We start from the raw sequence: 14,586 nt of genomic DNA, 5'->3' as shown, positions 1-14,586 counted from the left end.
AGTAGCATTTACACAATCAAATTAAAAATAATTGAAAAAATTTAGAAGGTGCTATGTAAAAATGAGCAAGTTATTAGATATTGAACATCACGTGAATCAATTAAGCGGATCTGCTTTTCAAACTCTCTGCGATACTTATCTCAAAAATAGTTGTTTTCCAAAATCTGAATATTACGCTTATGGCAGAAAAACTGGTGAAGATAAAACCATCAAGGGCAATCCCGATACTTATTTTATTGATCAAAATGGTCAATATATTTTTGTCATGTACACAACTACCCAACAAGACTTATTGAGCAAGATTACTGATGACTTAAACAAATGCTTTGATATAGAGAAGAACGGAGGTATTTCAACTAACAAAATAATTGAAATTGTATATTGTTATACTAACGGTAGACTTTCTGTCGGCGACAGAGATATATTGGGCAATATTTGTCTTCAACACGATACACTTTTTAAGATGCTATCGACAGCAGAAATATCTCTGGATCTATCAAATAAGTATCCTTCAATTGTCCGAGACCAGCTTGGAATATCTATAGATACTGGGCAAATCACCGATGCTGAAACTTTTGTTGAAGAGCATGATGCAAATAGACTATCTGCTCCTTTAAATAATGAATTTTTATTTAGGGAAGCAGAACTAAAACAAATCACATCGGATTTTCATTACCATCGCCCAGTAATTATTACAGGGCCCGCAGGAACAGGTAAAACCAAGTTAGCATTAGAGGCAACTAGTAGGTATTGCCAATCCCACAAAGACTACAAATTATTCTGTATAAAATCCAAAGATCTGGGCTCTACGGCTTTTTTTAATGATTTAACAAGCAGCACTGAATCTCACGAAAATTATGTATTTTTTATTGACGATGCAAATCAGTTTCAAGAAACATACCTAGTAATAGATTACATAAATAAGCATCCTAATTCTAACCTTATTGTTACTGTCAGAAATTATGTTTTGGAAAAAGTCATGCACGAAATCCAAAAATATCAACAGGCAAATTTAATTAGGCTTGATTCATTTAATAGGGACCAAATAGGTAAATTAATAAAAAATGCCTATCATATTGACCCACAGAGTGAATTTGTTGATTATGTATACAGCACTTACAATGGCAATCCCAGACTGGCTATGTTTGCTAGTAAATTAATGCTTCAGCAACAAAATTATTCAGATATCCATAATACTAGTGAACTATATGATCGGTACTATCAGGATTCGATTGACGAAATTTTGCATACTAGTAAGACCGCTCCTATTTCTGCAGGCATTATATCTTTTCTAAAAACCATCAGACTTGACCATTTAGAAATTTTGAAAGATCTATTTGCTTGCTTTAATTTATCTCAAACAGACTTTTTGAACGATTTAAGGAAGTTTGAATCTCTAGAATTAGTTGAAATTCATCGAGGAAAATCAGACGATACCTTGGCTGGGGTTAAAATATCTGATGAATCCTTTTCTGATTACCTAGTGAAATATCTTTTTATTGATCAGAAAAGATTAGCACTAGACAAAATGATTGAACTATCTTTCTTTAAATTAAAAGATAGAACAATAGTGGCTTGTTCTGCATTGAGGCGAATCTTTTCAGACTCAAAAACCATCAATTATTTAGAACGAATTATCAATCAAATTTGGGATAAATTGGAAAAAGATAGAGCGAAAGACGAGGAATCGGGCAAACGTTTCGAAGCTTTTTTTGATGCCTTTTATACACTAAGACCCACTGAAACATTATTAGAGCTCCAGGAAAGCGTTAATGCTTCTCAAACAGTGACTTTTGATGCTAGCTCGATAGATTTTAAAAATAAAGTTAGAAACGAATCAATTGACGACAAGATTATTGATAAAATGGGCGCCTTTGTGAACTCTGATTATGAACAAGCAGCTATAGAATTAGCACTTGACTACTTCAAAAAACGCCCAGACAAAATTATGGCATTCTATTTCCTTTTTACAAAACGATTTGGAATTAATGATTACTCCTACCGAAGTGGTTTTGCAACACAAAAAACTCTCATTAGAGAACTTGAAGAACTAACTCGGCAAGAGCCAATTGCAAACAACTTCTTTTTAGCTAGGAAGGTTTTTGCTTACTATCTTGGTTTTACTTACGAAACTATTCAGTCCGATCCAGTCAATAAAAATACCATTAACATGCAAACTTTCGCCATTATAGAGGGACCTAATGTTAGAGAAATTCGTAATCAGATATGGGAGTTTCTTTTAGATCAATATCGGGCTTCCGCAACAAGACATTCCGAAATAGCAGAAATACTTTATAACTATGGCAACAGATTCCCGTCAAAATCCAGAGACGTGATTGAAAATGATTACCAACGATTCTGTGTCTTCTTTCAAAACTTATTCAATCCGGATTGCCTCTATCAGTGCGTTTTAGCCGAAAATATTCATCAAATTCTAAATGAAGCCAAAATTGAAGATAAAGGATATCTGGATAAATTTTTAAACTCAAAAAAATACAAAATCTTCAAAACTGTCTCGGACAACTATTTAAGAGAAACCAATTTAAGCTGGGATCAAATGCAGTCTCTTAAAAAACAAAAAATTCATGACCTAGTGATCAATTATTCTTCTCAGGATGTAAGCGACTTCTTTAAGATATGCAGTGAAGCGGAAAATAGTTTGCCTCAAAGAGAAAGATCATCACTTTATTATGGACTCGTATATTTTTTCGATGCCTTATCAACCAAACAGACTCTCTTTGTACAGGCTGTCACTCTTTATTTGCAAAACAATACTCCCGGTCATTTGGACTCAAGCGAAATTATCCAACAACTTTTTACCCATCAAAGTGTTTCTGACGTTTGGACCCTGATTGAGACAGCTGGCTATGACGATAAGTCACTTTGGGAGGCAACTTTTTACGCAGAACTGCCGGAAGACAAAATAAACCAATCATATTTAAATCAGCTGTTGACTTTTTATTCGGATCCACATAACTATCCATCGAGGCCACGATCACGCATTTATTTTCTGGATAAGTACCAAAAAATTAATTCAGACATATATCCGATTTTCTATAAACAAATACTAAAAAATTATCAAATGAATCCGCAAGGTACAGTCAATATCTTGAGTGCTGTTTTTGATATTGTGCATTTAGACCATTCATCGATCGATACGGTAATTAACAATTTTTCAGATGATATTAATATTCTGGAGGAGGCTTATCTTAAATGCTTAGACCAATCAAACCAAAATTCGATGTTTGATTATCAGGGCAAGTTCTTTATAAAACTCATAAAGGTGGATTCCGATTTTTTGGAAAAGTTCTTATTCCATATAGCCGATGTTAAACAATACAACCGGGAATGGATTTCCCCTAAAGAAAAATATTTGGAACACTTCGATCTAATTTGGGACTTGCCTGAGTACTACAATCATTTCGAAAACATTTGCCATTGGGTACTCCATAATATTAAATATTCTTTCGAACGCTCCGATACTTTGAAGGATATTTTCACTACACGCAGTGCCTCTTCAACAGCTCATCAAGAAAAACAAATTAAATTCGTTCGCGAAAGCTTAGATCGGTATCAAGACGCCAAAGAAAAAGATTTTGTACTACTTTTATTTTCATTGACTGAGATTTTTCCATCCAAAGATAGAATTAATTTAATCATGGGCTTCGAACAAAAAAACTCCGACTTTAATATTTTTTCGCAAATTCCATTACAAAGGATGAGTTTTTCCGGTACTTCTGATCAAATAATTTCACAAGGGCTGGCCAGTATCACGTTTTTGAAAAATCTCGAGGCGAGAATGAACGGAATTACTTTTTTGAAACATAAGAAATTCATCGAAAAACTCATAAATGCCCAAAAACGAGAGATAGATGCTGAAGACTTAGAAGAATTTATTGAAAATTAATTCTTGAATCATTAAATAAATTTTGTATTTTTTAAGAAAATGAGGTCAGTTAAGAAGAGCCAAGCCTCTTCTTTTGTTATATAGCCAATTGATTAATCAATCTCATTTAAAACTTCTCGATTGAGTCTGGCCTGGAAGTCTTTAACATGCCGATTGTCTTCTCTATCAGTGACGTAAATGAATAGATGATTTTTGATTATCATTAAGAACAGCAATTCTCTATCGTGCCCTATATGTAAGAGGCCGACAAGGTTTTGACAGATTCTTTAACCAACTCACCGACGTTTTTGTCTATATGAAGTTGTCCCTTCTCCTCAAGTAACAAAATATATCTATAAGGATTATGCTGGGAATTTTTAATCATGTATGAAAGGCTTGTTCGAAACTAATCATAGTCAGCCTTGCCCTTGATATACAAACGCCATATAGGAAATGTTTTAATAGATGCCTGCTCAGACTCAGACAATTGGCTCCAATTTTGTTCGAATGCTTCGGTGCTCTCTAAGAGGATTGCTGCTCCTACCTTACTGAATGCGCTGCTGTCACTTGATGAGAGGATTATCTTTAGATAACTGCAATCAGACCGAGAGAAGTTCCTCAACCTCTTATGGATCTGTATTTGATTGATATTTTTAATTTCTTGTAAATCTGGATTTGATATTCTCGAGAAGACATCTGCAGCATCTTCTAAATACTTGCTATTTGATGTACGGCCATTTCGGTTTGTAAAATTAAGTTAATGGCAGATTGCAAGAAAAAAAACTTTAGTAAACACCCTCCAAAACTATAAGTAAAGAAAATAGGGTCCCTATTTTCTTTTAATACCGTATTTCACACGGTATCGAATAAAGGTCGTTCTCTTAATACCTGTATTACGGGCAACATCTACATCACTCATGCCCGCCTGATAAAGTTTAAAAGCATGTTGCAAGCGGGGATCATCTTCAGTATATTGGGGTTTGCGCCCATGATATTTCCCCTGCTGTTTGGCGAGGGCAATCCCTTGTTGCTGACGTTCGATGATTCGCTTACGTTCGCTTTCAGCCTGATACTTATAGAGTTCAATAATCAAGTTGGTCATCAGTTGACGTAAATTTGGGTCAGCAATCCCTGTCATGGACGGCAAATTTAACACATCTAGGGTGGCCCCCTTATTTTGAATGGAGTTCATGATCTTAGTCAAATCATGGTTGTTTCTGCCTAAGCGATCTAATTCAGTGACCAAGACAATATCACCCTCACGAATATAGGCCAGCATTTTTTGCAGTTCTGACCGATTAGTGTTAGCCCCACTTAATTTATCCGTAAATAATTTATCAACGTCTTTTAAAGCCGCTAACTGTCGATCTAAATGTTGCTCCTTGGAACTCACACGCGCATAACCGATTTTAGCCATTTCCAGTTCTCCTTTTGGACAGTTCTAATGAACACTTGTAATTCCTAGTATAGCGCAGAAATAAAAAAGACCATTAGGGTATACCTAAATAAACTTCTTTGCTTGCGTCAAATTTTCAGCATGAAATTAAAATTCCAAGAATTTTAATTTCATGCTGAATCTAACTTGTGCTTTTTCTCGTTTCACCTTGACTTGTAACTTTTATCCCAGAAATTTTTTGATTCTTTCCAATACATGCTCACCAGCACGCTTAGTTTTGACATAAATATTTCCAATTTGTGGAGTACCCTTAACGACCCTTTCAAAGTGCTGACCGTTCATAGCACGGTTGGTCAAGAATTTACGAACTAAATACAAGACCCATCACTGATATAAATTTTAAGAAATTTAAACGGAAAATCGTGATTTATATTGTCCAACAGACTTCCAAGTCGAGATCGACAACATATTTTAACTTCATAGCCACTTTTGGGACATAGATTCACTGCTTCTTTCAAATCCCAACTCACGATAAACAACCTTGTGACTTCGACCGCTGCGGGTCACAACAAGTTCACACTGCCTGCTTACTGTAAACTAAAAAAGAGTATCAAAATTATCGTCACAATCTTGATACCCCTTACTTTAAAATTTTGATAAAGAACCATTTTTTATTCCAGAAATATTTTGTTCCAATCCCTGCTTTAACTAGACAAATGGTTATAATTTAAAGTCACTCATGTGCCTTTATTTCTGTACTATCGTTTGTAATTTGCTTAACTACTTCGTCCTTCAGTTCTTTGCCTTTTGCTGTTCAGCATACATATGCAAATCAAGTTTTTTGATAAATGGAAAATATACAATTGTTGACAAAACGATAATAATAAATTGCCACAATGCAGTTCGCCATCCGCCAACTAAAAAGCCGGAGATGATAGGCGGCGTTGTCCATGGAACCATTACGCCTGAAAATAAGGGCAAGATTCCGATATGCATTAACCAATAACTACTTGCCCCAACAAACATTGGAAAGAAAATGAACGGAATTATTAAATAAAGATTAAGAACGATTGGTGTCCCAAAAATGACTGGTTCGTTAATATTAAAGACATCTGGAAAAATGGCTAATTTGCCTAACTCTTTCAGACCGCTTGACTTGGCAAAGAATACCATATAAATAACCATGCCAACAACGATTCCTGCTCCACTCATACATAGATAATTGTCCCAAAATTGCTGAGTGAAAATATGTCCACCATTGGCAACTGTTAATTTCTTACCAGCGTCTAAAAGGGACTGATTTGAAGACATATTAGATTGCAATATTGGTGCCAATATTGCACCAGTGATCGCGCCACCATGGACGCCAGACCACCACAAAAGTGACATGATCATTGACATTAGAAGTACTCCACCAAATGAATCTGTTACTCCTTGTAAAGGTGTCTGAATCGCAGAATAAATAATTTCTGAAAAGCTGGTATTTGCAGAAAATTTAAAAATCGCATAAACGATCCCCGCTACTATCAAAACTGCACCGGTCGGTATTAGGGACATAAACGAATTAGAAACTGCAGGTGGAACTCCTGCGGGCATCTTGATCCGCCAATTCTTTTTAATACAAAACGTATAAATCCAACCCGCTGTCAGGCCAACCAAAATAGCAGTGATCATCCCTTGACCAGCCGTCCAATCCTTGGAAATAACATTAGTGATGATCTCACCTTTTTCACTTTTAACTTGAAATGGCATTAACAAGATAAATGCACCTAATGCCGCTAGACTTCCAGCAAATGGCGTGTCTATCTTTTCATTTTTCAAATAAGTGTATGTGATCCCCGTCACCGCAAAGAAAGACATGAGTGCGAAGGAACTTGAATATATTTGATTAAAAACATCCGCTAGACCGCTCTTAGTTACCGCATTTGCTACTGCTGGGATTGGAATATTAGACAGTAACAAGAATAATGAACCAACGATCAAAAATGGCAAAACGAACATCATTCCGTCTTTTAAAGCCTGAATTGCTTTAATGTTAGTAAACTTCACCACTTGAGGAACTATTTTTTCATTCAGTATATTTTTCATAACTTTCACCCTACTTTATCTGTTAAGCAAGCACCATTAGTTGAAATTACATTTTTATACCAATCAAATGAAGCCTTTTTATGCCGACCAGCTCTTCCTTGCTTGACCTCATCCTGGTCAACATAAATAAAACCATAACGTTTCTCGATTTCTCCAGTAGAAGCACTAATAATATCTATTGCGGCCCAAGGTGTATAACCCAAAACATTTACACCATCTAGGTCTACTGCCTTTAACACTTCCAAAACATGTTTTTCCAAATATTCGATCCGATAGTTATCATTGACTGTTCCATTTTCAAACTTATCGTAAGCTCCAAAACCATTTTCAACGATAAACATCGGTAATCCATACCGCTCATAAACAACATTTAAAATATATCGTAACCCGGTCGGATCTATCGCCCAGCCCCAATCACTTTTTGGTACATTAGGATTCGGAACCTCTTTAAAGTCATTTTCCTTATCAAATTTAGCAGTCGTGGATTTATAATAACTGAAACCAATATAATCAACTGTGCCATCTTTAATAACTGCCAAATCTTCATCCGTAATATCTAATTGAAAATCTTTGCGTTGCCATAGTTTCTTAGTGTATTCGGGATATTTGCCTCTGACTTGAACATCACTAAAGAAGAAACGCCGATCCATAGCTTTAATACTTGCCATCGCATCTTTCGGATCGCAAGAATAAGGATAGATTGGGCCAAAATGCAGCATACAACCAACCTGCATCTCTTTATCGACCCTTTTGGCCTCTTGAACAGCTAATGCACTGGCAATGAACTGGTAGTGGCTGATTTGATACATCGTCTCTTCTGCATTTTCGCCATCTTTATATAAAACCCCGGCCCCTGTCCAGGCATTGAATGGATTATCGATATCAATTAAATTATTGATCTCATTGAAAGTCATCCAGTATTTGACTTTGCCTGCATAGCGTTTGAAACATACTGTGGCATAATGAATAAAAAATGTGATCATTTTACGATTACGCCACCCCCCATATTCATGTGCCAAATAATACGGCATTTCAAAATGAGACAGAGTAACAACTGGTTGGATCCCGTATTTAAGGCATTCATCAAAAACTGCATCATAAAATTCCAGTCCTTTTTCATTAGGTTCCTTTTCGTCACCTCTTGGAAAGATTCTTGACCATGCAATACTTAAACGAAAGCACTTGAACCCCATTTCAGCAAATAACTTAATATCTTCTTGATAATGATGGTAAAAATCTATCCCTAAATGATTGGGATATTCTCGCCCTTCTATTACGCCTTCTGTAATATCGCGAGGATGATCAACGCTTCCTTTTGTCATAACATCTGTCACGCTAGGTCCCTTGCCATCAATGTTCCAAGCTCCTTCATATTGATTGGCAGCAACAGCGCCTCCCCACAAGAAATCTTTTTTCAACATTTACTTACCATCCTTTTCACTGTCTACCTTGTTAGAAACTCTTCGTATCATATGGTAATTTGACTTTAGCTTTAAAGACACAAAAACGTCAAACAGGTATTGTAAAGACGAAATATAAACTATATTGCTTAAGTCTAAAGTGCCTTCAGTGGTCATGATCACTACATTTTCATCACAGATCTTGCATATTGGACGTTGTGCATTATCACAAATAACCACAGTTTGATAATTTTTGTTTTTTAATTGGTCGACGATCTCATACATATGCTCATTATTACCCGTATGAGTCAGAATAAAAGCTAAGATTGGATGTCTTTTGTCTTTGCCCATTTCAGTATGCATTGGATTCGCAGAATTATAAGCATTAGATTCACAACCAACTTCCTCAAACTCCAAACAAAAGGAACGAGCCAATTCATAATTAAGACCTTCACCATAGATCTCGATCCTAGGAGCTTTTTCTATCAAACCTACGATGTTCAATATCTTGTCTTTGCTTAGTAATCCGTTTGTATACTCGATTGCTCTTTTATGCACCAATTCAACTCGTTTGAAAACATCACCTACTTGGACATTTGAATCGATTGATTGCACATTCAAATCATCACTTAACCCGATGATGCTCGGAAATTCTGAAGCAAATCTATATTTAAAATCAGAATATCCTTTTAATCCTGTCTTTTTACATAACCTAACTATCGTAGCAGCACTAGAAAAACTCTCACGCGCTAATTCCTTGATATTCATACCTAAAATATCTCGGGGATGTTTAACGATATAATCCAAAACAGCTTTTTCTTGCACGGTTAATCCTTCTGTTGTCTTCATTTCATCTAAAATCATTATTGCTTTTCTTTTCCAGTCGACTTGGAAAAATAAACCAATTACTTCGTATTATATTGGGGCATTTGCAGTAAATCAATCCTTTTTCTATAATAAGGTAACCGTTTTCATAACTTGTAAATATATTTCTTTATTTTGAAATTTATTTTCAGAACTTTTTACTATAACCTAAAAACAACTACTATTTCTGGATCTGGTGCAAACGGTGTGAGAGATGACCATCTAACCAGCTATTGATCCTATGTTGAAGGTTATGCAGCTAACAATGCTTCTAATTCGTCCACGACTGAGAACCCGATGAGACTTAACTCTCGTCGGGTTCTTTTGCGTATTGCGTGAACAATTTCCACACCGCTCAACGTTGCACTAGCGGTTCGAATGCTTTGAAAGCTTGCTGAGCGGGCACGATGACGTTTAATGAATCGGTGGTCCTGTTCAATCAAATTATTTCGATATTTGGAACATTGGTGGGCTGATTTGCTCAAATAGTCTTGCTTTATCAGGTGCTTCACTGCTTTCAGTGTTGCCCGATATTGATCAGTGACTAATCGATCAGGCCGACCATTGGTCGTCAAGAGACGCTTCAAAAAGTGATAGGATGCGGTATAATCGCGGTGTTTTCGTAGCTCAAAATCTATGGTCAAACCGTTACTGTCAATAGCGCGATACAAATAGGCCCAACGGCCTTTAACTCGAATATAGGTCTCATCGATTCGCCAACTTTTAGCGTGAGCTGTTTGATGCCGATGCCATAGAGCCTTAAAGATGGGGCCATAGTGATGAACCCAACGCATGACCGTGGTGTGATGAACAGTGATACCCCGATCCCGAAGCAATTCAACGATGTCACGATAGCTGAGACTGAATCTGAAATAGTAGCCAACGGCTACTAAGATGATGTCCTTTTGAAAGTGGCGTCCCTTAAAGTGATTCATGCGCGCAATCCCTCGTTTCTTGGCACCCAGTATACTAAAATCAAGTCAGCGAGGAAAATTTGCACCAGAACCAATTGGGCAAGGCATTCTACTCGACACCAGCCACCTCTTGCACATAGTCCAATACCTTACTATGCCAATCATCTTCGGTCTGACCAGCTAGTGCGGTCTTTCTTGCAATCTTGGTAGAATACTGGTGAATGCTAAGTAAATCACTGGCGTCCAACACCTTGTGGGATGCTGCTTTAAAGAACACAACAAATGTAGCCAAGTTCATTGGAATAATATCAACGCTACCGTTATACACCTTATGATTCAAGACGTTGGTAGTCCAAAAGTAATTAACTACGGTTGGTGTTAAATTCTGGGCAACAAACATTCCAAAAACAGGTTTGTCTGATTTAGATTGAACTTCACCAACATGACGTGTTACAGGCTCACTTTCCATATCGTACTGTCGCTTGCCAGTAGATAGGGTAACTTCAACAATCATCTGAAAATCACCATAATTTCCGACGATATCGCCCTGACCGCCACCAGCCGTAGAAATTGGCATACCGTTGTCATCAGGAACAAAATTTCCCTTAATGTCACCGTGATCAATCATAGTGATTGCTCGCCACATGTTCCATTCAAGCATCAATGGGCCATCTCGACCCTCTTCTTTGTCCGAAATATGCTTGAACACAGCCAAAATATTTTGAATATCTTCATCGCGGCGTTCCTTCAAGCGTTTGGCTTGAGCAGTCACGCGATCCTCACGTTGACGACGACGAAGCTTAGCAAGGACAGATTTCAACTCGTAAGTATTCATACCGTCAAGATCCCGGTCGATGGAAGTGCTTGGCTTGAAGGACACAATATCGGATTGTAGCGAGGCACGATTGTCATTCAACAAGATCGGAAGCTCTGGATTGAACATATATTTATCAAACTGAGAACGAGCCATATCCTCAGGCATTGGTTTACGCTCGATTTGAGTCAAGATGTAAGAAACCTCGCGCTGCCGTACCGGGCTGATACTCAAAGTTCGGCCTGCAGACATGACAATCAATCCAGATTGACGAAGGCTTCTGAATACTGCATCAGTGTAGTCACTAAGATTGGCCAGTTTCTTCTTCATGAACTGACTTTCACTAGTAGTCTTTGATTCCCGTGTTGCTATGTTACCGGCAGTAATCATATCTGCATAAATGGCACGGTAGTGAGCATACTTTGTATCATCTGATAATTTCTTCAGAGACTTTTTTCCACGAGTAGATTCCCGATCACGTCTATATTGCCGGATTGCATCAACGGTTACTTGAAAATTTCTATAATCCGTCATGGACATTCCAAAAATCGTCAGTTCATCATAAGTCAAATACTGAAGGATATTGATCAACCGCAATATTTCTAGAAACGGCTTAATGTAAAAACGACCCTTATTTTGTGCTGTCTCATGATGAAGTGGTGATGGTAACTGGAATTTCAGCATCTGATGCATCAACACATCTTCAAATAGGTCATTGTTTAGCAATTGCTTACCAGCAGCTGTTATTTGCAACGGCTTCCGGGTTTGTGTCTGTAAGAATCCTAAAGATTGTGGCGCCCTCGTTAATTTATCTCGACCAGAGAGGTCTGGCGACTTAGAACTATTAGCACCCTTAACACCAACATCGGATTCAGAATACAAATTATAGAAATGAGCCTGAAGTGCCCTAGTGTATGCTTTACCGTCAAGGCCTCCATCAAGAATAACCTTAAGTATACCTTGAATAAGTCTTGGGTTACGCGGGCTTGTCGAGAAAAAAATATATCGTGAACTGAATGTCGCCATAGTCTGTCAACCCTCTCGATAAATGTCATTGATTTTATAGTTTGCAATAATAAGATGCTCAGCGCTGGATTTGAACCGGTTGCGGATGTTCACTGAATAGCTCTTTTTATAAGATCCCTGAATGTATTTCTGATACAGATCACTCACTAGTGGTGTATTTCCAATAATCATTAATGCTGGGGCGTTAAGGTTCTTAAAATCAGCCGCCAACTTTCGATGAGAATCTTCATTAAAATCTCCAGTGAAGACCTCATTCCCATAATCAGAAAAAGTAGTGTCATACGGTGGATCCAAGAACATAAAATCGTTTGGCCCTGCAAGGTCAAATGAGTGTTCATACGACTCATTTACGATCTCACTCTTTGAGAGCAATGCTTGATGAGCGGCTGTTGCGAGCTTCGTGTTGAAATTAGCATACCTCCCATAAGGCACATTGAATTCTCCTGCGCTGTTATATCGAATCATACCTGAATAGGCGAGCTTATTGATAAAGAAATACAGCGTGCCGTACGCGTATGGTGATGGCTTAAGGCCATTGAACATATCCCGAATCGAATAGTACAGCTGTTCATTAGGATCTTCTACGTGATCATCTGGATGGACGGATTTTCGGGCTGCAAAGATGTTACGGTTCTGTACATACTTCAAATGCAGTGAATCTAGTTCCTCACGTACTCGGGGATATTCATCCCGAAAACTTTTGTAAAACTGAATAAGGGGTTTATTGATATCAGCAATGTAAGAATCTTGTGGCGCTAACTTAAAAAATGTAGCACCGCCACCAAAAAACGGTTCAAAATAACGATGCATGGTTGGAATGTACCGATAATATTGCGACAACTCTCTTGACTTGCCACCACGATATTTAATCAATGGCGACAAGCTTTTAATATCACTCTGTTTGTTATTCATATCCATCATAAGAAGAACCTTTCCCGATGATCTGACTTATTTGCGTCATGGCTGGTCGTTGCATTGATTGCATTGGTCTCACTATATCAAAGATTCACCAACCGGAACGTAGTGCAGGGCGGTAGGCAGGTTCTAATCAAAATCAAAACTTAATTTATGGCCGTCAAGCTTTAACTTGGCGTCAAACGACTTTCCCTTTTTGCTCTTGAAACCCTTTAATTTGCTGGTTTCACCCTTGGTAACCAACGCTTTAATTGCGGTCTTCCCGAGCGTCTTGCTACTCCATTTCTTAGGTAAGGTAAAACTTTCGCCTTGCTTAGGTTTTACAATGTAAAACTTCTGTTTATTTAACACGGTTGCTTGTGGTGTTTCTAAGAAGACTTCGGCGGCTTTTTGGACTTGCTGTTGGTGATTGATTTGTTGTTTAATGGCTGCACTGCCAGTTAATTGCGTGGGAACATCAGCAATCAACTTTGCCACGAACTTTTTGATTTGGCTCAAAAAATTATCCGGGGTGCGTTCTTCGGTACTGATTTGTTGTAACGCTTGCTCCCATTTTGCTGTCATCTCTGGGCTAGTTAACAAGGGTTCGAGTTCAACCGCTTTACATAAAGTAATCCCCGCTTCACTGACGTGGAGCTTGTTCTTTTCAGTAACTAAATAGCCGCGCTTCTTTAACACTTCCAGCACATTTGCCCGGGTTGCACTCGTTCCAATGCCTTGCACATCTTTAAGAATCGCTTGGGCTTCTTCATCATCAAGTGTTTTACCGGCCGTCTTCATTGCCGTAATTAAGGTACCTTCGGTAAAGGGCACTGGTGGTGTCGTTTCTTTTTGCGGTGTTTGCAGATTTGCTTTAACCTGATCGCCCTGATGAACGAGTGGTAAGGTGGCTGTTTCTTGCTGCTCGGCTTTGTGATCATCAAATAAAGCTTGCCAGCCTTGCTTAGTTGGGACCTTACCGGTTGCTTTAAATATTGTTGATACCGGTTGATGGCTTTGAAATCTGCATAGGCTGACCAACGGAATAATAAGCCACCCAGCAGTAAAACTAAGGCCATTAGTGCAGTTCCTAAAAAATCGGTATGGTTCGCCGTGAAAAGCTCTTGGTATAAATCCATTAACATGAGGTAAATTCCCATCAAATAGAAGATCATACTAACTAAGGTATCAAAATAGTAAGACAGCTTAGTCCGCCGGGAAGGTGTTGTAAAAGGGTCGGTTCGCATATCCTTTTTGGCTTTTTCCAATAACCAGTGTGCGATTTTTTTCATAACTATTTCTCC

8 protein-coding genes and 2 pseudogenes are annotated in these 14,586 nt (G+C 37.9%); 1 reads left to right on the top strand and 9 read right to left on the bottom strand.

The features are described from left to right. The first annotated feature begins 61 nt into the window (after window positions 1-61). Entirely contained in the window at window positions 62-3,907 is a 3,846-nt protein-coding gene (locus OKIT_RS02665) for an nSTAND3 domain-containing NTPase (RefSeq protein ID WP_007745084.1), read from the top strand. A gap of 808 nt (window positions 3,908-4,715) precedes the next feature. On the opposite strand, the gene OKIT_RS02660 is transcribed toward OKIT_RS02665, so the two are convergent. The 9 genes and pseudogenes from OKIT_RS02660 to OKIT_RS09485 all read right to left on the bottom strand — a co-directional run. Then, window positions 4,716-5,303, bottom strand: a complete 588-nt coding sequence (locus OKIT_RS02660) for a recombinase family protein (RefSeq protein WP_007745083.1) — start codon at window positions 5,301-5,303, stop codon at window positions 4,716-4,718. Window positions 5,304-6,074: 771 nt separating this feature from the next. Beyond that, on the bottom strand, window positions 6,075-7,370 hold the full coding sequence (locus OKIT_RS02655; RefSeq protein WP_007745081.1) for a PTS sugar transporter subunit IIC: 1,296 nt from the start codon (window positions 7,368-7,370) through the stop codon (window positions 6,075-6,077). A 5-nt stretch (window positions 7,371-7,375) separates the two neighbouring features. After that, window positions 7,376-8,791 carry a 6-phospho-beta-glucosidase gene (locus OKIT_RS02650; RefSeq protein WP_007745080.1) on the bottom strand — a complete coding sequence of 472 codons (1,416 nt, stop codon included), beginning with the start codon at window positions 8,789-8,791 and terminating at the stop codon, window positions 7,376-7,378. Further along, complete coding sequence (locus OKIT_RS02645) at window positions 8,792-9,634, bottom strand: MurR/RpiR family transcriptional regulator (protein WP_007745079.1); 843 nt, start codon at window positions 9,632-9,634, stop codon at window positions 8,792-8,794. 251 nt (window positions 9,635-9,885) lie between these two features. Then, window positions 9,886-10,569: an IS6 family transposase gene (locus OKIT_RS02640; RefSeq protein WP_007745078.1), complete on the bottom strand. Its 684-nt coding sequence runs from the start codon at window positions 10,567-10,569 to the stop codon at window positions 9,886-9,888. A gap of 88 nt (window positions 10,570-10,657) precedes the next feature. After that, window positions 10,658-12,244, bottom strand: a complete 1,587-nt coding sequence (locus tag OKIT_RS02635; protein WP_007745077.1) for an AlwI family type II restriction endonuclease — start codon at window positions 12,242-12,244, stop codon at window positions 10,658-10,660. A 150-nt stretch (window positions 12,245-12,394) separates the two neighbouring features. Continuing rightward, entirely contained in the window at window positions 12,395-13,300 is a 906-nt protein-coding gene (locus tag OKIT_RS02630; protein WP_207635519.1) for a DNA adenine methylase, read from the bottom strand. A gap of 132 nt (window positions 13,301-13,432) precedes the next feature. Further along, a pseudogene (locus tag OKIT_RS02625) lies at window positions 13,433-14,275 on the bottom strand (DNA topoisomerase); the annotation flags it as partial. Then, window positions 14,266-14,574, bottom strand: a pseudogene (locus OKIT_RS09485) (hypothetical protein); the annotation flags it as partial. The pseudogenes OKIT_RS02625 and OKIT_RS09485, both read right to left, overlap by 10 nt. Between the last annotated feature and the right edge of the window lie 12 nt (window positions 14,575-14,586).

The organism is Oenococcus kitaharae DSM 17330 (assembly GCF_000241055.1).
Classification (GTDB): domain Bacteria; phylum Bacillota; class Bacilli; order Lactobacillales; family Lactobacillaceae; genus Oenococcus; species Oenococcus kitaharae.
This window is presented reverse-complemented; position numbering and strand designations above follow the sequence as displayed.

What these genes read in the sequence shown, in the direction of transcription:
- OKIT_RS02655 (WP_007745081.1), bottom strand. Translation starts at nt 7,370, where the DNA reads ATGAAAAATATACTGAATGAAAAAATAGTTCCTCAAGTGGTGAAGTTT.
- OKIT_RS02650 (WP_007745080.1), bottom strand. Translation starts at nt 8,791, where the DNA reads ATGTTGAAAAAAGATTTCTTGTGGGGAGGCGCTGTTGCTGCCAATCAA.
- OKIT_RS02640 (WP_007745078.1), bottom strand. Translation starts at nt 10,569, where the DNA reads ATGAATCACTTTAAGGGACGCCACTTTCAAAAGGACATCATCTTAGTA.
- OKIT_RS02665 (WP_007745084.1), top strand. Translation starts at nt 62, where the DNA reads ATGAGCAAGTTATTAGATATTGAACATCACGTGAATCAATTAAGCGGA.
- OKIT_RS02660 (WP_007745083.1), bottom strand. Translation starts at nt 5,303, where the DNA reads ATGGCTAAAATCGGTTATGCGCGTGTGAGTTCCAAGGAGCAACATTTA.
- OKIT_RS02645 (WP_007745079.1), bottom strand. Translation starts at nt 9,634, where the DNA reads ATGATTTTAGATGAAATGAAGACAACAGAAGGATTAACCGTGCAAGAA.
- OKIT_RS02630 (WP_207635519.1), bottom strand. Translation starts at nt 13,300, where the DNA reads ATGAATAACAAACAGAGTGATATTAAAAGCTTGTCGCCATTGATTAAA.